13 protein-coding genes are annotated in these 19,087 nt (G+C 72.9%); 9 read left to right on the forward strand and 4 right to left on the reverse strand.

Annotated elements, in window-relative coordinates; translation table 11 throughout:
- Positions 1-2: 2 nt before the first annotated feature.
- The 4 genes from ACOJVX_RS16430 to ACOJVX_RS16445 all read right to left on the reverse strand — a co-directional run bounded on the left by ACOJVX_RS16430 (position 3) and on the right by ACOJVX_RS16445 (position 4,443).
- Positions 3-1,025 (reverse strand): ABC transporter permease, encoded by a 1,023-nt coding sequence (locus ACOJVX_RS16430; protein ID WP_026418675.1) that lies wholly within the window; start codon positions 1,023-1,025, stop codon positions 3-5.
- Positions 1,025-2,542 (reverse strand): sugar ABC transporter ATP-binding protein, encoded by a 1,518-nt coding sequence (locus ACOJVX_RS16435; RefSeq protein ID WP_418154148.1) that lies wholly within the window; start codon positions 2,540-2,542, stop codon positions 1,025-1,027. Before ACOJVX_RS16435 ends, ACOJVX_RS16430 begins: the two co-directional genes overlap by 1 nt.
- Before the next feature lie 49 nt (positions 2,543-2,591).
- Positions 2,592-3,590, reverse strand: coding sequence for a substrate-binding domain-containing protein (locus ACOJVX_RS16440; RefSeq protein ID WP_030106098.1), 999 nt, complete (start codon positions 3,588-3,590; stop codon positions 2,592-2,594).
- Positions 3,591-4,107: 517 nt separating this feature from the next.
- A complete protein-coding gene (locus ACOJVX_RS16445) occupies positions 4,108-4,443 on the reverse strand; it encodes a hypothetical protein (protein WP_051313911.1) in 336 nt (111 codons plus the stop codon).
- 224 nt (positions 4,444-4,667) lie between these two features.
- On the opposite strand from ACOJVX_RS16445, the gene ACOJVX_RS16450 reads away from it, so the two are divergent.
- From ACOJVX_RS16450 to ACOJVX_RS16490, 9 genes are all read left to right on the forward strand, one after another.
- The gene (locus tag ACOJVX_RS16450) at positions 4,668-8,126 is read left to right on the forward strand and encodes a lamin tail domain-containing protein (RefSeq protein ID WP_422646905.1); all 3,459 of its coding nucleotides are present in this window, start codon (positions 4,668-4,670) and stop codon (positions 8,124-8,126) included.
- 296 nt (positions 8,127-8,422) lie between these two features.
- Positions 8,423-8,626 (forward strand): cold-shock protein, encoded by a 204-nt coding sequence (locus tag ACOJVX_RS16455; protein WP_016698275.1) that lies wholly within the window; start codon positions 8,423-8,425, stop codon positions 8,624-8,626.
- Positions 8,627-10,124: 1,498 nt separating this feature from the next.
- Positions 10,125-11,300, forward strand: coding sequence for a lysylphosphatidylglycerol synthase domain-containing protein (locus tag ACOJVX_RS16460; protein ID WP_103056503.1), 1,176 nt, complete (start codon positions 10,125-10,127; stop codon positions 11,298-11,300).
- 898 nt (positions 11,301-12,198) lie between these two features.
- Positions 12,199-13,314, forward strand: coding sequence for an NAD-dependent epimerase/dehydratase family protein (locus tag ACOJVX_RS16465; RefSeq protein ID WP_245588776.1), 1,116 nt, complete (start codon positions 12,199-12,201; stop codon positions 13,312-13,314).
- A 195-nt stretch (positions 13,315-13,509) separates the two neighbouring features.
- The gene (locus tag ACOJVX_RS16470; RefSeq protein WP_051313909.1) at positions 13,510-14,526 is read left to right on the forward strand and encodes a UbiA prenyltransferase family protein; all 1,017 of its coding nucleotides are present in this window, start codon (positions 13,510-13,512) and stop codon (positions 14,524-14,526) included.
- A 74-nt stretch (positions 14,527-14,600) separates the two neighbouring features.
- Positions 14,601-15,632 carry a glycosyltransferase gene (locus ACOJVX_RS16475; RefSeq protein WP_103056501.1) on the forward strand — a complete coding sequence of 344 codons (1,032 nt, stop codon included), beginning with the start codon at positions 14,601-14,603 and terminating at the stop codon, positions 15,630-15,632.
- Entirely contained in the window at positions 15,625-16,710 is a 1,086-nt protein-coding gene (locus tag ACOJVX_RS16480; RefSeq protein WP_155886108.1) for an endonuclease/exonuclease/phosphatase family protein, read from the forward strand. The genes ACOJVX_RS16475 and ACOJVX_RS16480 overlap by 8 nt, the downstream gene beginning before the upstream one ends.
- Positions 16,707-17,888 (forward strand): lysylphosphatidylglycerol synthase domain-containing protein, encoded by a 1,182-nt coding sequence (locus ACOJVX_RS16485; RefSeq protein WP_051313906.1) that lies wholly within the window; start codon positions 16,707-16,709, stop codon positions 17,886-17,888. Before ACOJVX_RS16480 ends, ACOJVX_RS16485 begins: the two co-directional genes overlap by 4 nt.
- Positions 17,885-19,084 carry a glycosyltransferase family 4 protein gene (locus ACOJVX_RS16490; protein WP_043509757.1) on the forward strand — a complete coding sequence of 400 codons (1,200 nt, stop codon included), beginning with the start codon at positions 17,885-17,887 and terminating at the stop codon, positions 19,082-19,084. The genes ACOJVX_RS16485 and ACOJVX_RS16490 overlap by 4 nt, the downstream gene beginning before the upstream one ends.
- Positions 19,085-19,087 lie beyond the last annotated feature (3 nt).

Consider the following 19,087-nt stretch of genomic DNA (forward strand, 5'->3'; position numbering starts at 1 on the left):
GGTCATACGGTGCGGACCGCCCGGTCCCGGTTGCTGATGGCGACGTTGACCAGGACCGCGCCGACGATGATCACGCCTCGGACGACGTTCTGGAAGAAGGAGTCGACGCCCAGCAGCACCAGGCCGTTGGCGATGACGGTGATGAAGGCGACGCCGAGCAGGGTGCCCAGCAGGCTTCCCCGGCCGCCGGCCAACAGGGTGCCGCCGATGACGACGGCGGCGATCACGTCGAACTCCAGGCCGGCGGCCGCGCCGCCGTTCCCGGAACCGAGCCGGGCCGCCAGCAGGATGCCGGTGATGGCCGAGAGCAGGCCGGTGGTGGCGAACAGCGCGATCTTGACGCGGCCGGTGTTGATGCCGGCCAGCCGGGCGGCGGCGGCGTTGCCGCCGGTGGCGTAGATCGAGCGGCCGTAGGCGGTGTAGCGGGCGACGTAGGCGAAGACCGCGAAGAGGACGAGCATCACCAGCGCGGAGGTGGGCAGTCCCAGCACCGTCCCGCCGAGCGTGCGGAACAGCCCGTTGTCGGGCAGGGCGACGGGCAGGGCGTCGGTGAGGTAGAGCCCGAGCCCGCCGAGCACGCTCCACAGGCCGAGGGTGGCGATGAAGGAGGGCACGGTGAACCTGGCGACGAGCCACCCGGCGAGCGCACCCCAGGCGAGGCCGAGCGCGAGGGTGAGGGCGATGCCGCCCCAGCTGCCCAGTCCCCACGCCGTGGCGCCCTTGGCGACGAGCACGGAGGAGAACGCCACCGCCGGTCCGATGCTGATGTCGATCTCGCCGGCGATGATGACGAGGGTGACACCCCAGGCGGCGATGCCGATGGTGGCGGCGTCGCGGAGCATGCCGAGCTGGTTGTCCAGCGACAGGAAGCCGGAGGCGGTGCTGCCGAGGACGACGTAGAGCAGGACGATCGCGGCGAGCAGGCCGATCTCGTTCAGCCGTCGGCGCCGCGCGGTGCCGGCTGAGGGGGAGGCCGAGGGGGACGCGGCGGTGCCGGGCTGGGTCTGTTGCGAAGACGTGGTCATCAGTGCTCCACACTTTCCACGGCCATCGTGGCGGCCAGGATGTTGTCCAGGGTGATGTCGGGTCCGCTGAACTCCGCGCGGATGCGGCCGCCGTGCAGGGCGACGACCCGGTCGCACACCAGGGGAAGTTCCTCGAGTTCTCCGGAGACGAAGAGCACTCCGGCTCCGGCGGCGGCCAGTTCGCGTACCAGCCGGTAGATCTGGGCCTTGGCCTCGACGTCGACGCCTCGGGTGGGTTCGTCGAGCAGCAGGATGCGGCTCCCGGCGTGCAGCCACCGGCCGATGACGGCCTTCTGCTGGTTGCCCCCGCTGAGGTTGGTGATCGGCGTCTCGGGGCGCGCGGTCTTCACCGAGAGCCGTTCCACGAGCGCGGTGGCGGCGGCGCGGACCCGGGACGGTGAGACGGCCGGTCCCCGGGAGACCGCCCGGAAGTCGGACATCACCATGTTCTCGTCGACTCCGAGCAGGGGGACGATGCCCTCCGCCTTCCGGTTCTCCGGGGTGAGCCCGACTCCCAGTTCCTTCATGCGCCGGGCGGAGGGGCGGTCGACACGGCGGCCCTCGACCTCGACCGCACCCGAGTGGGGCGGGTCGAACCCGGCGATCGCCCGGAGCAGCTCGCTGCGGCCGGCGCCGAGCAGGCCGCCGATCCCGAGGACCTCCCCCGCGTGCAGGTCGAGGGACACCAACTCGATCTTGGGTGGTACGACGAGGTCCCGGATGCTGAGCAGCGGGGTGCGGGTGCGGTCGATGGTCCTGGTCGCGGGCCGTTCCGCCGCGCTGGTCTCGCCTCCGAGCATCAGGCCGACGATCTGTTCGGTGGTGGCGTCGCGCGCGGGGACGGTTTCGACGGTGCGGCCGTCGCGCATCACGGTGATGCTGTGCGCGACCTGGCGGATCTCGTCCAGCCGGTGGCTCACGTACACGACGGCGACGCCCCGGCCGGCGATGCGGCGGACGACGTCGAGGACCATCTCGACCTCGTTGACCGCCAGCGCGGAGGTGGGTTCGTCGAGGATGAGCACCCCGGGTTGGCCGCGCACCCCGCGTGCGATCTCCACGAGCTGCTGTTCGGCGAGGGAGAGGGTCGCGACCATCCGGTCGGGGTCGATCCGCAGGTCGAGTTCGGCGAAGACCGCCGAGGCCTCGCGGCGCATCCCCTCGTAGTCGACGCGACCGCCCCGGCGTGGCCAGGCGCCGAGGAACAGGTTCTCGGCGACGGTCATCCAGGGGACGAGACTGAGTTCCTGGTAGACGGTGGACACCCCGAGTTCGGCGGCGCGGCGGACGCCGCCGTCGCCCAGCGGGGTGCCGCCGATGCGCACGTCCCCGGAGTCGGGGACGTCCACACCGGACAGCATGCGGATCAGGGTGGACTTGCCGGCGCCGTTCCGGCCGAGCAGCGCTCGGACCTCGCCGGCCCGGATCTCGAAGTCCGCGCCGGCGAGGGCGCGCACTCCCGGGTACTCCTTGGTCACGTTGCTCGCCTGGGCGGCGAGGACGTCGTTGTCGGTCACCACGTGCTCCGATCTCTGGCGAGAGGCGGGGAAGGACTGGGGGTCCGGGTCAGGGCAGCCCGTCCGGGTGGTTCTCCAGCCACTCCTGGCCGTCCTCCGGGGTGGTGTACAGCTCGATCGGCGCGGGGAGGACGAACTCCTCCGGTTCGTCGCCGGCGAGGACGCGCTGCGCGGTCTCGGCGGCCATCCGGCCGACGGCGATGCCGGAGATGTCGACGTTGCCCTTGAGGATGCTGTGGTCCACCAGGGCGTTGGCGGCCTCGGTGGACATGTCGCCGCCGAAGACGACGGTCTGGCCGACCTTGTTCCTGGCCTGCACGGCGCGGATCGCGCCGAGCGTCGCGCCGCCGGCCTGGCCGAAGAACGCGTCGAGGTCCGGGTGCGCGGTGAGGATCCGCTCGGCGACGTTGACGGCCTCGTCGATGGTGGAGCCCTGCTGGTTGGCCACGATCTCGGCGTCGGGGACCTTCGCGAAGAGGGCTTCCTCGAAGCCGAGGCGGCGTTGGACGCAGACCTCGACCTGTTCGCAGTTGACGACGCCGATCTTGGGGGCGGTGATGCCCTCGGCGAGGAAGTGGTCGGCGGCGGCGTCACCGAGGAGCCGGCCGAACTCGACGGGGTCACCGAGGATGAAGGCGGTGACGTACTCCTGGGCCGCTTCCTCGGCGATGCAGGTGTTGTAGCAGATGACCGGCACGCCGCTGCGGTGCGCGAGCCGGATGGCGGGGATGGAGGCCGTCTCGGACACCGGCGAGAGGACCAGCGCGTCGACCTTGGCGGAGCTCACGGTGTCGACGAAGGTGCTCTCGCGGGAGGCGTCACCCTGCGCGTTGAGCTCCAGGAGCTGGATGCTGCGACCCGCCTCGGCGGCCTCGTCCTGCATGCCCTTGCGGACCCCGGCGTAGTAGCCCTGGGCGTCCATGTAGACGACACCGAAGCGGCCGCCCTCCCCGATCCTGGTGCCGCAGCCCGCCAGGGCCAGCGTCGCGGCGAGCAGGGCGACCAGTGCGGACACCGTCCGTCGGCGGCCCCTCGCGATCGTCGTCATCGGCTCTCCTTCGAACCTCGCGTCCGCGGCCCCGGTGCCACGGTTGCGGGGAAGTATTGGCCGCCAACGGACACCAGGTCAAGAAAAAATACTAATTAATTAATACTGTCACCGCAGGTCGTGGATCAGTCACCGACAGCGGCGAGCGGCGGCCGGGTCCGAGGTCCGCCGGCTGGGCCCGACGTCATCCGGCGTCGTGGAACCCGCGTCCGCCGACCGCGCGCGGACGATGGGGCGCCGCGGCGCGCGGTGGACACCCGATCGGCGGGCCGGCTCGCCCTCGACCGCCAGGTCGGGACACCGGGGGCACCGCAGCCCTGGAACGCGTCCCGGCGCCCCCGAGGGCGGGGCGTCCCCACGGTCCGAGGTCTCCGCCACGACGGGGAGCGCGCGCTCAGCTGGTCCGCCGCGGCGGGCGCACGGCGGGAGCGCCAGGAGTCGACGGCGAGCGCCGCCGGGGCTCGTCCGGCGCGGCACCCCGTCCGCGCCCCCTCCGGAGGGCCGGGGGCGGGGCGTCTCAGAAGAGGGAGTCCTGGGCGTCGTCGAAGCTCAGCTGCCGGGCCGAACGGGACACGAGATCGGTGACCCCGACCGCGCCGGACCGCCGGCAGCGCCGACACGTCACCCCGTCCCCCGTCGGGTGGAAGGTGGTGAAGTCCCAGGTCCCGCTCCCCACGTGGCAGGCGGGAGCGGGGACCTCGACACCACCGACCCACCGCTGGAGCCGCACCGCGTGCACCGTCGAGGACGCTCCGAGCCGCCCGTTCCGGCGGTGGAACCCCGCGCGTGCCCGCTCGGCGGTCCCCGCGAGCAACGCACCCAACTGGTCGGTCTCCGGCGTCCATCCCGTCACCTCCCCAGGATGGCCCCTCCCCCACCGCCCCGAACGGCGGGGGCCACCGCTCACCCGACCGGTGCCACCGCCGATCCGATGTGTGAACCGCGTGAGTGTTAGCCGGCCGTTCACCACCTGATCAACGACCACCGCGCCACGGTTCACCCGGGCTGTCGAGGGTTGGCAGCTGTCAGCGCGCCGCCGACACGGGCCGGCGCACTTCCGCAGCCAAGGGAGCACACATGAGCCGCCGGCTCGGAGTTCCACGACCACTACCGGCGGCACTGGCCGCCGCGCTGGCGATCCCCCTGGTCGTCATCGCCCCTGGTGAGCAGGCCAGCGCCGGCGGCACGCCGGACGTCCGGATCAGCGAACTCGCCAACGGGGGCCCCGGAGGGACGAACGACGACTTCCTCGAACTGACGAACTACGGCGACGCCGAGGCCGATCTCACCGGGTGGTGGGTGTTCCGCTGCTCCGGGGAGGGCGCGCACGTGAGCAGCCCGCAGGTGCCGCCGCTCGACGGCGTCCGACTGGCCCCCGGCGAGAGCTACCTCATCACCCGGTCGGGCAACGCCAGCACCATCGAGGACCCGGACGCCCGGTACGACGTCAGCTTCAACAACAACGGGTTCGGCGTGTACCTGGAGGACGCCGAGCACCGCATGGTGGACTCGGTCGGCGTCTACCCCGCGCACGTGCACAGCGACTGCGCCCAGGGCGCCAACATCCCGAACACGCTCGACTACAAGCGGGCGCAGAGCTGGCAGCGGGTGTCCTCCACCGGGAACAACGCCGCCGACTTCATCGCCGCCCGCCGCACACCCGGAGCGCCGAACGCGACCACTCCCGACGAGGGGGCGCGCCCGGGTGACGTCCTGTTCAGCGAGGTCGCCAACGGAGGGCCCGGCGGCACCAACGACGACTTCGTCGAGCTCGCCAACTTCGGGGACGAGCCCGTGGACATCACCGGCTGGAGCTTCTACCGGTGCACCGCCACGGGCCGCCGGGACGCCGGCACCCGCCAGCTGGACCCGCTGCCCGAGAAGGTCCTCCAACCGGGCGAGACCTACGTGATCAGCCGGGCCGGCTCGGCGTCGACGGTGGAGGACCCGGACGCGCGCTACGGCGTCAGCTTCAACGACGCCGGCTTCGGCGCGCTGCTGGAGGACGCCGACGGTGCCATCGTCGACGCGGTGTCGGTCTACGACCACCTGGACAGCGCCTGCGCCCAGGGCGAACGCCTGCCGAACACCCTCGACTACGGGTACGGCGAGAGCTACCAGCGCCACCGCTCCACCGGGGACAACCGGGCGGACTTCGTCAAGGCACCCCGCACACCCGGCGAGCTGGTCATCCACGACCCGGAGGACCTGGTCGAGGAGCCCTTCGAGTTCGGACCGGTGCGCATCAGCGAGTTCGCCAACGCCGGTCCGGGTGGCACGAACGACGACTTCGTCGAGATCGCGAACTACGGTGACGAGCCGGTGAGCATCGACGGGTGGTCGCTGCACCGCTGCGCCGGCACCGGGCGTCGGGTCACCACGCCGCAGTTCACCGCCCCGGCGGGCACGACCCTCGCCCCCGGTGAGACCTTCCTGGCCGCCCGCGCCGGCTCGGAGCTCGCCGACGTCGCCGACACCACCTACCCGACGAGCCTGAACGACGACGGTTACGGCGTGTGGCTCCAGGACGCGGACGAGCGGCTGGTCGACGCCGCCGGTGCCTACGTCCGCACCGCCGACTTCGGGTACCAGGACGTCACCAGCCCCTGCGTGCTCGGGTTGGCCCTGCACAACTCGCTGCTGACCTCCGAGGGGGAGAGCTACCAGCGGGCGCGCTCGACCGGGGACAACGTCGCCGACTTCGCCAAGGCGCCCCGCACTCCGGGCGAGTTGGTGACCCCGGAGCCCCGGGACCCGGCGGTGCCCGACCCGGCCGATCTGGAGCCGGTGGAGCTGGACACCCGGGCCCGGCCCTGGACGCCCGAGCTGGGCGGACCGGCGGATGGCGCGGTCGTGGACCGGGACGCGGAGCTGACGAGCCGGGTGCACCACCCCAACGGCGACACGATGCGGGTCTCCTTCCGGGGCGCCCCGGTGATCCCGGTGGTGGACTCGGCCACCAAGTCCTTCACCGGCGCCACGTCCGAGGCTCCCCCGAGCGTCCTCCGGGTTCCTGGGGAGGAGCGGGTGGGACGTCCGCACGTCCCCGGGGCTCCCGGTGCCGAACCGGTGGTGAGCGAGGACCGCTCCGGTGACTTCCCCTTCCAGCGCTTCGAACTGGTCGTCGGCGAACACCTCCGGGACGTCCCGGAGTTCCACGTGAGCTGGTCGGGGCGTTCCAGCGGCCGCAACGAGCTCCAGCTGAGGGCGTGGGACCACCGCGCCGGGCAGTGGACGCTGTTGGACGCGGGGGCTGGCGTCGACGGGGAGGAGATCGGCCTGCTGGGCCGGGTTGACGTGTCGAGCATGGTCCGGGGCCGGACGGTGAACCTGCTGGTGCAGGACGGCCCCCGGACCGGTGAGTCCTTCGGTGGCTCGGAGGAGCCGAACCAGGAGTTCGCCAACCCCCACGAGTACGACTTCTCCGTCGCGCACGTCACGGACACCCAGTTCCTCGCCGAGGACTTCCGCGAGGCCTACACGGCGATCAACTCCTGGCTGGTGGCCAACCAGGAGGCCAGGAAGATCGACTACTCGTTCCACACCGGCGACATCATCGAGACCTGGATCCGCGGCGTCGACCGCGAGGAACGGGCCCGCCACGAGTTCGAGTTCGCCTCCGACGCTCAGCGGCTGCTCGACGACGCGGACCTGCCCAACGGCATCCTGCCCGGCAACCACGACAACAAGTGGGGCCTGACCAACGACCTGTACAACGAGTACTTCGGGCCGGACCGCTACGAGGACAAGCCGTGGTGGGGTGGGTCGTGGCGCGAGGGCGACAACAGCAGCCACTACGACCTCGTCGAGGCCGGCGGGCTGGACTTCCTGATGCTCAGCGTCGGCTACTTCGCCGACCCCGAGGAGATCGCCTGGGCCCGTCGGGTCATCGAGGCGCACCCGGACCACAACGTCATCCTCGGCACCCACGAGTACCTGCGGCCGGAGGGCGAGCGCGCCACCCGGGAGAACGGGCGGTGGACCGCCCAGGGCGACGTCTTCTGGGACGAGCTCGTCGAACCGCACGACAACGTGTTCCTGGTGCTGTCCGGCCACTTCCACGGCGTGTCCACCGTCGTCCAGCACGAGGTCGGCGATGGTGACCGGACCGTGGTCGAGATGCTCGCCGACTACCAGGCGTTCGAGGTGGACGGGCAGCGCAGGACCGGGTTCCTGCGCCTGCTCCAGTTCGACGCCGACGCCGGGCGGATGGCGGTGAACACCTACTCCCCGTCGCTGGGCGAGCACAACTCGTGGGAGTACGACGGCGAGGGCCGCTACGGCGACGCCGACGACGAGTTCGTGCTGGACGTCGACCTCCTGACCCCCAGGAAGGTGGAGACCACCGGTCTCGGGCTGCTCAGGCCCATGGCGGAGATCGGCACCGTCCCCACCGAGTCGGGGCGGGAGGCGGCCCTGGAGTGGAGCGGGCTGCGAGAGGGCACCCGCTACGCCTGGTTCGCCGAGGTGAGCGACGCCGAGGGCGTGACGGCCCGCTCCGCGGTCCGCGGGTTCACCACCAGCGGCGGGCGCTGACCCGGAGAGGCGAGTGGGGGCTCCCCGGCCACCGGGGAGCCCCCGTCCGCGCCTCCCGGCGGCGGGGTTCCCGGACCGCCGGGAGGCCGACACGCGAGGTGATCGACGGGCGGTCGGGAGATGGATGTGATTCACTGTCGTCGGTCGTCGTTTTGTGTTCGTGTGACGCGCTCGCGAAACGTCGTGGTGGGCATGTGGTTTTCCTCAAGGCAGAGTCGGGGAACGCTCCCGTCTGAGACGACCCGGGTCGCGGCACCGGCGGCGACACGTACACGCCATCCACAGAGGAGACAGGCATGGCTCAGGGCACCGTGAAGTGGTTCAACTCCGAGAAGGGCTTCGGCTTCATCGCCCCCGAGGACGGCGGTCCCGACGTCTTCGTGCACTACTCGGAGATCCAGGGCAACGGCTTCCGCACCCTGGAGGAGAACCAGCGGGTCAGCTTCGAGGTCGGCCAGGGCACGCGCGGCCCGCAGGCCACCGGCGTGAGCGTCATCTGAGGCTTCGTCAACGACGGCGAGGGCGCGTTTCCCCCCGGGGGAGCGCGCCCTCGCCGTGTCCGGGGACCTCGTAGCCGCATCCCCGCCCCGCGACGGCTCCTCGTTCGCCCCGAGCCCGCCTGAGCTCGGGCCACCTGCCGTCGTCCGGCCTCGGGGCGTCCGTGCCCCGCGCCAGGCCCGGGGACGAGACGCGGCCGGGGGGGGTGCCGGGCCCGTCCCGGAACGGGTCCCCACGGCCGGTGGCCTTCGCGCGTGGTGATCGCGAGCGCCCAGCCCGACCCGTGGACCGCCAGTCCCGGCCCCGGGGGCGGGGCGGTCGGCCTCGGGTGAGACGGCTCGTGCCGACACCGGATCCGGTCCGACGACGCCGCTCCCCGGCGTCCGCGTCGCGGAGGGGGCGACCGGACGTGGTGCTGGCACCACCTCCACCGCGCCGGGACGATCCCCGGGGACCGCGCGGACGACCTCGACCCCTGGCGGCACGAGGACGCGTGGTCCGCCCCCGGTCCCGGCACGCCGACCAGGTGCGACCACGTGATTCACCGGCCACGTCCCGATCCGACCCCGGAGCGCGGGGAAAACGAACACGATATGCACCCGGCCGCCAGTTCTCTCCTCCGAAAGAAGGAACAACGGCGGCGTTCCCGCCAGCCCCCGTTCTACTATTTCACCCGTCCGGACGACACATTTCCCGTCTCATTTCGCCGGGCACGACGACGCCCACTCCGTCACTCCGGGTCACCACCTGGCGGCTCGTGTCGCGCCTCCCGCCGGCGGCGGGAGGCGCTCCCGGTGGCGGGTCGCGAAGGCCTCGACGGACACGGCAAGACTCTCACCTGGGCGAACATCCACGCGACAGGGGGCATGGGCCTTCCCCGATCACCCCATCCCCGGCCAGCGGTCCGGCCTCCCCCCGCGTCCACCGACCGTGACACTCCCACCACCAGGACGAGGACTACCTCCTTCCCGCGCGGAAGTCGTAGAGTTCCGAAGAGGCGACCGCCGAGAAAACTGGTGGGAAGCGAAACAATGCTGTTCTCACGCATCGGTCCGGGTGCGGGGACGTTTCTCGGCGAGGAGCGACCGGTTGTGTTCTCTCTGCTGGTGGGCCGCCGGACGAGTCCACCTCCTCGCCGTGGCGCGGCACACCGCGCGGCCGGTCCCACTCCGCCGGTGAGAGGTGCCGCCACCGGCACCGGGCACGGGCCGAGCACTGCCGAGACGTCCGCTAGGCGACCTCGTCCCGGTTCGTGGCCCTCCTCCAACGGCCGGCCCGGCCCGGTTCCTCCGCGAGGAGACGGTTCCGCCCCCGAGTTCGACGGCCAGGCCGCTGGCGAGCAGGCCCGCCTCCCGTCCCCGGCTCGCCCGTGCCCCCGGGTCGGCGGCCGCGACCGGGGCGGCGCATCCCAGGTGAGTTCCGTGCGTTCAACCCGATCCGCACCGCAGGACCGTCGGACCACGGTGGGCGGTCGGCCACCGTGGCGTTGGAGGAGCACCGATGACCGAGAAGACCAAGGAACCGGTCTCGCCGGACCGCGAACCGGCCGCCGGCACCGCCGTTCGCGTGGCTCCGGAGGGCGAACCAGCTCAGGACCAGCGAGGCGGGGCACCGGCGACGCCGTCGAACGACGGGGCCGGGCCGGACACGGCTGCCCCCGGCCAGGAGGAGGCGCGCGCGCCAGCCGGGAGGGCGCGTCACGCGGCCCACACCCTGCGGCGGCTCGTCGCGCTCCCCTGGGTCCGCGCGACGATCACCCTCGCGATCCTCGTCACCGCCGCCGTGATCGTGACGCGGGGGCTGTGGGACCAGCGTGGTGAGATCGGGGACGCGGCGCGCGACCTCAGCCCCCTGGTCCTGCTGCTCTCCTTCCTCCCGGCCCTGCTCGGCGTGGCCCTGATGGCGTTGGCGTGGCGTGAACCCCTCCAGGCGCTGTCCACCCCGCTCGGAGCGCGGGACACCGTTCGGTTGTACTCGGTGGGGGTGTTGGGCAAGTACGTGCCCGGCCTGGTGTGGTCGGTGGTGCTCCAGGCCTCGCTGGCCGCACGCCACCGCGTCACCGCCACGCACCTCACCGCCGCCTTCGGCGCGTTCCTCATGGTCTCGCTGACCGCCGGGATCCTGGTGGCGCTCCCCGTGTCCGCGCTGATGTTCGACGGCGGGGTGCTGGTCTTGCTCGGGGGGCTGGCGGGTGCGGCGGCGGCCCTCGTGCTCATCCCGTGGTCGCTGGCCCTCTGCCTGCGGTGGGCCGCCCGGCTCCGCCCACTGCGGTCCAGGCTGGTGCCGGTGGCGGTGGCCCCGCTCCGCCGAGGCGTGTGGATCTGCGCGCTGTTCTGGTTGGTCACGGGCGCGCACCTCTGGGTGTTGACCGTCGGGTTGGGAGCCGATCCCGTCGAGGCGGTGCTGCCAGCCGTGGGTGGTTTCGCGCTGGCGACGGTGGCCGGCAACATCGCCTTCGTCGTTCCCGACGGCCTCGGCATCCGCGAAGGGGTGCTGGTCGCGCTCCTCACCACCTGTCTGCCGCTCGGTGCGGCGGTCGTGGTGGCCACCGCCAGCCGGGTGTTGTTGGTCCTCGCGGACGTGGTGTTCTTCCTGTGGGGCAGCTGGTCCGTCCGGCGGGATGCCCGGCGGGGTGCCCTGCCCAGCCGGCCGGCGACGGTGGGGACCTCGCCCTGAGCCTGGCGGGTCCTCCGGCGACGCGACCGGAACCGCGTCGCTCAGTCCCTGTCCCGCGCGGCGAGTCGGAGCGGGTCGGCGGCGACCGGCCCTCGACCGGGTGGGCCCGCACCACGCGGCCGGGACCGGTGTTCCGCCGGGTTCGGCGGGGCGGTTCGGTGGGCCTGGTCGCCCGCGCCGTCGCGTCACCCGCCGCCGGAGCGGGCCCCCGGCGCCCGGCCCCGGTCACCAACCCGTCCCGCCCAGCCCTGATCGTCCGGCGGCACGTTCGGGGTCGCGCCGCGCCCGCCGGCTCCACGGCACCGGCTCGGGAAGGGCGGGGCCCGCCGTCCGCGCTCCCGCGTCGGAGGACCCGCTACCGGTGTGACGGTCCTGATGCTGCACGGGCGACGGGCGACGGGCGACGGGCGACGGAGCCCAGCAGATCACAGCTGCCCGGTGGTGCGGGCGGGACATGACCAGCCGGCCACACCCGACCGGGGATGTGGCGCCCCCGGCGCGAGCCGCCGGGGAGGACCGCCGCCCTGCCGGCGCCAGGCACCGCGCCAGGGGGCCGCTCCGGCGCGCTTCCCCTCGATCGACGGGTCCGGCCGCCGCGGGTGTCCGCCGGATGGCGTCAGCGGCACTTGAGGATCGATCGACCCTTCGGCCCCCTCGGGTAGGCGTTCCGGAGGCCACCCAACTCATCCCAACCGCGCAATTCCGGACCGCCGACGGAAACTCCTTGCACCCGCATTCAGCACTGGTTAGTGTCCGTCCGGAACATTCCAGACGGCACCGCCGCCGATCACCGTCTCCCTTTTTCGGACACCCCGGATTCGGCGAGTTGGCGGCGCTGCCAACCCCTTCGGGCTGTCCGACGTGGCGGGAGCACGTCCGGAAAGCTGGAGGGCACATGATGTCGGGACACACGGAGAAGAACTCCGCCGCCGAGGTGGGGACGCGGGGGGCCCGGGAACCGGGGGCCGCCGCGGAACCCCGGCGCGTCGTCGTCACCGGGGCGGCGGGGATGCTCGGGACGGCGTTGGTCGCGCAGGACTGGCCCGAGGTGCGGTGGGTGGGGGTCGACCTGCGCCCAGCACCGGCCCGGACCCGGGACCGCGCGACATTCCACACGGCGGACATTCGGGACACCACCACGCTGACCAGGATTTTCAGCGGAGCTGATGCGGTGGTGCACGCGGCGGCGGCGCTCCCGAGCCACCGCGCGTCCGAGATCAGGTCCGTCGACGTCGACGGCACGGACTCGGTGCTCCGCGCCGTCCGGGCCGCCGGTGTCCCCCGACTGGTGCACGTGTCGTCGACCGCGGTGTATGGGCTACCGAAGGACTGCCCCACTCCCGAGGACTACCCGTGCCGCCCCGTCGACCCCTACAGCGAGGCGAAAAGGGCGGCGGAGATCCTGGTCGAGCGAGAACGGGATTCCGGGTTGTGCGCACCGGTCCTGCGCCCGAAAACCTTTCTCGGGGAGGAACGTCTCGGCCTGTTTTCCATGCTCTTCGAATGGGCGGACGAGGGCCGGTCATTTCCGCTCCCAGCAGGAGGGCGAAAACGGGCCCAAATGCTGGATGTCGACGATCTCTGCGCGGTGGTGCGCGCGACGTTACGAATGCCGGACGCCACGGTGAACGACACGTTCAATGTTGGTGCCACGAGGTTCGGCACGTTGCGGGAGGATTTCCAGGGCGTGCTGGACGCGGCCGGGCACGGCGGGCGGGTCGTCGGTGTGCCGGTGCTGCCGGCGGTCGCCGTGCTCCGAGGGCTGGCGGCGCTCCGCCTCTCCCCCGTCTACAAGCGGTTGGTGCACAAACTCGTCCGGGACTCCTACGTGGACACCAGCCGGGCGAGCCGGGTGCTCGGGTTCGAACCCCGGTACAGCAACGGGGAGACCCTGCTGCGCACCTACGAGTGGTGGCGCGGACGGGCCACCGACCACGCCGTCACACGCACCGGGCGGACCCACCGGGACCCGTGGAAGCAGGGCGCGCTGCGCCTGGCCAAGGCCTTCTTCTGATCTCACCCCCCGAACGGGGGCCTCACCGGCACGCCGGCCGGACTCCCCGGACCGGTGCGCCGCGTGCTGCTCCGCCAACCCCTGATCGGCTCCCGAACACCGCTCCCTCGCCCGGCGACGATGCCGCGCGACCGAGGCCAGCCCCGGACCGCCCACCTCCGGTGGGGGACTGGACAACCGGACGAGAGGAACCGCGTGGACCACGCACTGGAGACCAACCAGACCCCGACGCTGCCCGCTCCCCGACCCGGGGACGTCGATCCGCCCTCCACCCCGCCCCCGACCGGCGACGCCTCCGCCAGGGGGAGCGCACCGCTGGCCCCGGCGAGATCGGGGCGCGCCGGGCCCCGGGACCTGTTCCGCCTGGTCCGGCCCAAGCAGTGGGTGAAGAACGTCGTGGTGGTGCTCCCCCCACTGCTGACCGCACCCGCCGCCGTCCTGCCCGGACTCTGGCCGCTCCTCGCGACGGTGCTGGCCTTCGTCGCGGCGTCCTCCACCGTCTACGTGCTCAACGACCTGCGGGACAGGGAGGCCGACCGGCTGCACCCGGTGAAGAGGAACCGCCCGCTCGCCAGCGGCCGGGTCAGCACCGCGACCGCGTGGTTCCTCATCGCGGCGGGGTGCGCCGCGATGGTCCTCTGGTCGCTGCTGCTCCCGTGGGCGGTGTCCCTGGTGATCGGCGGCTACCTGGCCCTGAACCTCGCCTACTGCCTGGTGCTCAAGAACCGCCCGCTCGTCGACGTCTCCGTGGTGGCCACCGGGTTCGTCCTGCGGGCGGTGGCCGGTTCGCTGGCGGTCGGCGCCGCCATCGACCCCTGGCTGATGATCTGCGTGTACTGCGCGTGCCTGCTGTTGGCGGTGGGGAAACGCCGCCACGAGCTGACCCTGGTCGAACGTGACCCGGCCGCGCTGGCGCACCGCCCCACCCTGGCCAGCTACTCGGTGACGTTCCTCGACCACGTCATCGTCGTCACGCTCGCCGCGGCGCTGCTCAGCTACGCGAACTTCGTCGGGTTCGGTCCGACCGCCGCGGCCTCGGCGCTGGTGGTCCTCACCTTCCCGCTGGCGGCCTTCGCGGTCTTCCGGTACCTCCAGCTCGTCACGGTGCGGCGGACCGGCGGCGACCCGGGATCCGACCTGTTCCGGGACGTGCCGACCGTCGTCAACGCCGGCCTGTGGCTGGCGGTGCTCGTCGTGGCGGGTGCCCTGTGAGCGCCGGGCGGGTCGCGCCGCCGGGAGGAGCCGCCCCCGATCCAGGGCGGGGCGCACCGGACTGGACGCCGTTGGTGTCGGTCATCATCCCCAACTTCAACTACGCGCGCACCCTCGGCCGCTGCCTCCAGGCGGTCCTCGGGCAGACCTACCCCCGGGTGGAGGTGCTGGTCGTCGACGACGGCAGCACCGACGACTCGGTGGCGGTGGCGAGCCGGTTCGACTGCCGGGTCATCCGCACCCCGAACCAGGGGGTGTCGGCGGCGCGGAACACCGGTGTGGCGGCCAGCCGGGGGGAGGTGCTCTTCTTCCTCGACTCGGACGTCGAACTGGCGTCGGACGCGCTGGCCACGGCGGTGGAGCTGCTGCGCCGGGAACCCGACGTCGGGTCGGTGTGCGGCATCTACGACTCGGTGCCGCTGGTCGACGACGGTGCCGTCGAGCGGTACAAGGTGTTCCACGGGCACTTGTGGCGTCGTCGGTGCGCTGGGGACGTGCGGGCTGCGTTCTTCTCGCTCGGGGCCATCCGCCGGTCGGTGTTCGACCAGGTCGGACCGCTGGACGAGAACCTCCGCTCCACCGAGGACGTCGAGTACGGGGCGCGGATGGCCGAGGTGTCCCGGATCGTGCTGAGCCCCGAGGTCCTGGGCCGGCACGATGACGACGACCGGCTCGGTGTCCTGCTGCGCAAGCAGTTCACGCGGTCGGTGCCGCTGGTGGCCCTCTTCGCCCGGCCGGGTGGGGCGCGGCCGTCGACCCGGGACACGGCCTACCGGCCGGTGGCGGTCGGATCGGCCGCGCTGTCCCTGGCCTCCGCCCCGCTCCCGCTGTTCCTGGGGTGGCCGGGCGCCGCGGTTCCACTGGCCCTGTTCACCGCGTTCGCGTTCTGCGATCGCGCGCTGTTCCGCGCCGCCCTCGGCCACGGTGGTGCCCGGTTCCTGGCGGCGGTGGTACCGCTGCACTGGCTGATGAACGTGACCACCGCGGCCGCCGCCGGGTGCGGGGTCCTGCGCTGGGTGACCTCCCGTGGTTTCCGCCGGCGCTACCGGCCGGCGGGCGAGCGGCCGGTGAGCCATGCGCTGCGTGAGGGGGTGGCTGGTGGCTGACGCGGTGCTGACGCGGAACCCGGGCCCGCCACCGGGCGGCGGCGGGCCGGACGCGGGCGGGGGTGGGCGGGCGCGGCACGTCCTCCGAACGCTGGTTGGCGTCTCGGCCTGCGGTTGGACGGCCTTCGTGCTGCTCAACCTCGTGGTGTCCGGCCGGTGGCACCTCTGGCTGGCCTTCTCGGTGGTGCCGCCGATCGCCTACCTGGTCGGTTCGGCGTCGCTCGCGCTCGCGGTGCCCCTGGTACGGGGCGGCTGGCGGCTGCTCGCGGTGGCCCTCGTCGGCCTGGTCGCGGCGGTGCCGCAGAGCGGTCTGACCCTGGGGGTGCTGACGCCCGGCCCCGGGGACCCGGCCGGCCCGACCGTGACGGTGGTGTCCTGGAACACCGAGTACTGGGATCGCACCGACGACTCCGATGACTTCTACCAGCACCTGCGTGATCTCGACGCCGACGTCTACCTCCTCCAGGAGTACCTGGACTTCGTGGACGGCCGCATCGTGTCGATCGACGAGGAGGCGGCGTTGGAGGCACGCTTCCCCGACTACGACATCGTGATCAGGGGCCACCTGGTCACGCTGTCCCGGCTCCCCGTCCTCGACGTGCCCGCCGTCGGTCACCGCGACGTCCTCCGGGTGGACGTGGCCGCTCCGGGAGGTGCCGCGTTGTCCACCTACAACGTGCACGTGCGGGCCCAGATGGACCCGACGTTGAGCCCGTTGTCCGGCGAGTTCTACCGGACGCTGCGTGCCCGCGACGAGCGGCGGGTCGCCGCCTACGACGCGCTGCGGGCGAGTGCGACCCGGGACGAACGCCCGGGGGTGATCGGGGGTGACCTCAACACCACCCCGGCCATGGGCGACCTGCGCCGGATCCGCGACCTCGGCCAGGACGCCGCGGACGCGGGGTCCTCGGTGCACCCGGTGTCCTGGGACCTGAGCTCCGCGCTCCGGCTGTGGCGGTTGGACTGGATGTTCGTCCGCAACGGCGTCGTGGCCCACGACTACCGGCTGGAGGACCCGGCGGGCCTGTCCGACCACTCCGTGCAGATCGCGCGCATCTCGGTAGGAGGGGACCGGTGAGCGGGTACCGCGACGCCCGGGACGTCGCCGGGTTCGAGGCTGACGGCGCCGCCGTCGCGTCGGCACCACACCCCCAGCGGGAGACGGACGGGGCGGGGCCCGGAGGTCCCGCCGTCGGCGCCAGTGCGCCCGCCCGGCACGACGAGGGGCCGAGGACGCTGGTGGCGTCGCTGCTCGCCACCGTCACCAGACTGGCGGGCCTGCGCTGGCTGCGGACCACGGTGACGGTGGGGATCCTGCTGGCCGCCGCCGTGTTCGTCGGGCACGGCATCGTGGAGCAACGCGACGAGCTGGGGGCCGCGCTCGGCGCGCTCCACCCCGGGTTGTTGGCCGCCGCGTTCGTGCCCGTGGTGCTCGGGGTCGTGGTGACCGCCCTGTCGTGGCGGGCACCGCTGGTGGCGCTGGCTGGTCCCGTGTCCGCGCGTGACGCGGTTCGGCTGTTCGCGGCCGGCGCGATTGGGAAGTACGTACCGGGGGTGATGTGGTCGGTGGTGCTCCAGGCCCAGCTCGCGGCCGGGCTCGGGATCAGGGCGGCGCAGATCACGGCGGCCTTCGGCGTGTACCTGGCCGTGTCGGTGGCGACCGGGGCCGGGGTCGCCCTGCCGGTGGCGGCGGCCCGGTGGGAGGACGAGTGGCTGGTGTTCGGCGCCGTCGCCTGCGCGGTCCTGGTGCTGCTGCTGACCCCGTGGCTGCTCCGGCTGGCGACGCGCCTGGCCACCAGCGTTCCGGCGGTGCGCGCCCGGCTCGCGCCGGTACCACTGGCCCCGCTCCGCCGTTCGGTGTGGTTGTGCGTGTTGTCCTGGTTGGTGACCGGCGCGCACGTGTGGGTGCTCGCGGTCGGGCTCGGAGCGGACCCGGCGGCCGCCGTGCTGCCCTCGGTCGGCGGGTTCGCCCTGGCGATGGTGGCGGGCAGCCTGGCCTTCCTCGTGCCCGACGGCCTCGGGGTCCGGGAGGGCGTGCTGGTCCTCATGTTGAGCACGTGCCTCCCGGTGCCGGCGGCGGTGGTGGTGGCGACCATCAGCCGGCTGCTCCTCGCTCTGGCGGATGTCACGCTCTTCGCCCACAGCTCCTGGTCGGGGCGCCGGCGGGCGAGGCGGACGCCGTCCCCCGTGGTCGCGGTCCCCTCCGCCGGCCGCGTTCCCCCCTCGATCTCCTCCTCGGGAAGTGATGCCTCGTGACCTCAGCTCCGTCGCCGGCCGTCGACTACGACCTGTGCGTGGCGGTCAACTACTACGCGCCCTACGTCAGCGGGTTGACCGAGGTGGCCAGAGTGGTCGCCGAGGGGCTCGCCGAGCGGGGGTGGCGGGTCGCCGTCGTCGCCGCCCGCCACGACCCGGCGCTGCCGACGCGGGAGCGGTTGGGGGGTGTGGACGTCCACCGGACACCGGTGGTGGCCACGGTGGGCCGGGGCACGGTCAGCCCGTCCTTCGCCTCCACCGTGCGGCGGGTGGCGCGTCGCTCGCGCGTCCTGCACCTGCACCTGCCCATGTTGGAGTCGGCGGCGGTCCTGGTCCCCCGGCTCCGGGTCCCGGTGGTCAGCACCTACCACATCGACCTGTGGTTGCCACCCGGCCTGGTCAACAGGATCGCGACGGGGGTGGTGCGCCGGTCGGTGCGCACCGCGCTGCGCCGCTCGACGGCGGTCGTGGTGAACAGCGAGGACCAGGCGAGGCACTCGGAGCAGTGGCCGACGCTGACCGACGCCCGACTCACCGCGATCCCCGCTCCGTGCCTGGACAGGTCCGGCGGTGAGCCCGGGTACCGGGAGACCACCGGCCCGCACATCGGGTTCCTCGGCAGGATGGTTCCCGACAAGGGCCTGGAGTACCTGGTGCGGGCCTTCGGTGAGATCGAGGACCCCGACGCGCGCCTGCTGTTGGGCGGGGACTACGAGACCGTCGCCGGTGGCAGCGTGATCGACATGGTCCGGGCGGCGGCGGCGAGGGACGACCGCATCCGCGTGCTGGGCCTGCTGCGCGGGCGGGAGATCAACGACTTCTACTCCTCCGTGGACGTGTTCGCCCTGCCCTCGGTCGCCGAGTCCTTCGGCATCGCGCAGGCGGAGGCGATGATGTGCGGGGTGCCCTCGGTGACCACCGACCTCCCCGGCGGCCGCTTCCCGGTGTTGGCGACCGGGATGGGCGAGATCGTGCCGCCCCGCGACGTCCCGGCGTTGCGGGACGCCCTCCGATCGACCCTCACCTGGGACACGGCGACCCGGGAGGCGGGCCGCGACCGGGCGCGCCAGGAGTTCGGGGTCGAGAGCTGCCTCGACCGCTACGAGAACCTGTTCCGTTCCCTGCTACCCCCCGCCGTCGAGGGCCGGCGGGAACCTCCCGCCCACCAAGCTGACCGACACGAGACGAGGTCGTGAGAA

Origin of the sequence: Actinoalloteichus caeruleus, assembly GCF_049311605.1 — a bacterium.
In the GTDB taxonomy this organism is placed as follows: domain Bacteria; phylum Actinomycetota; class Actinomycetes; order Mycobacteriales; family Pseudonocardiaceae; genus Actinoalloteichus_B; species Actinoalloteichus_B caeruleus.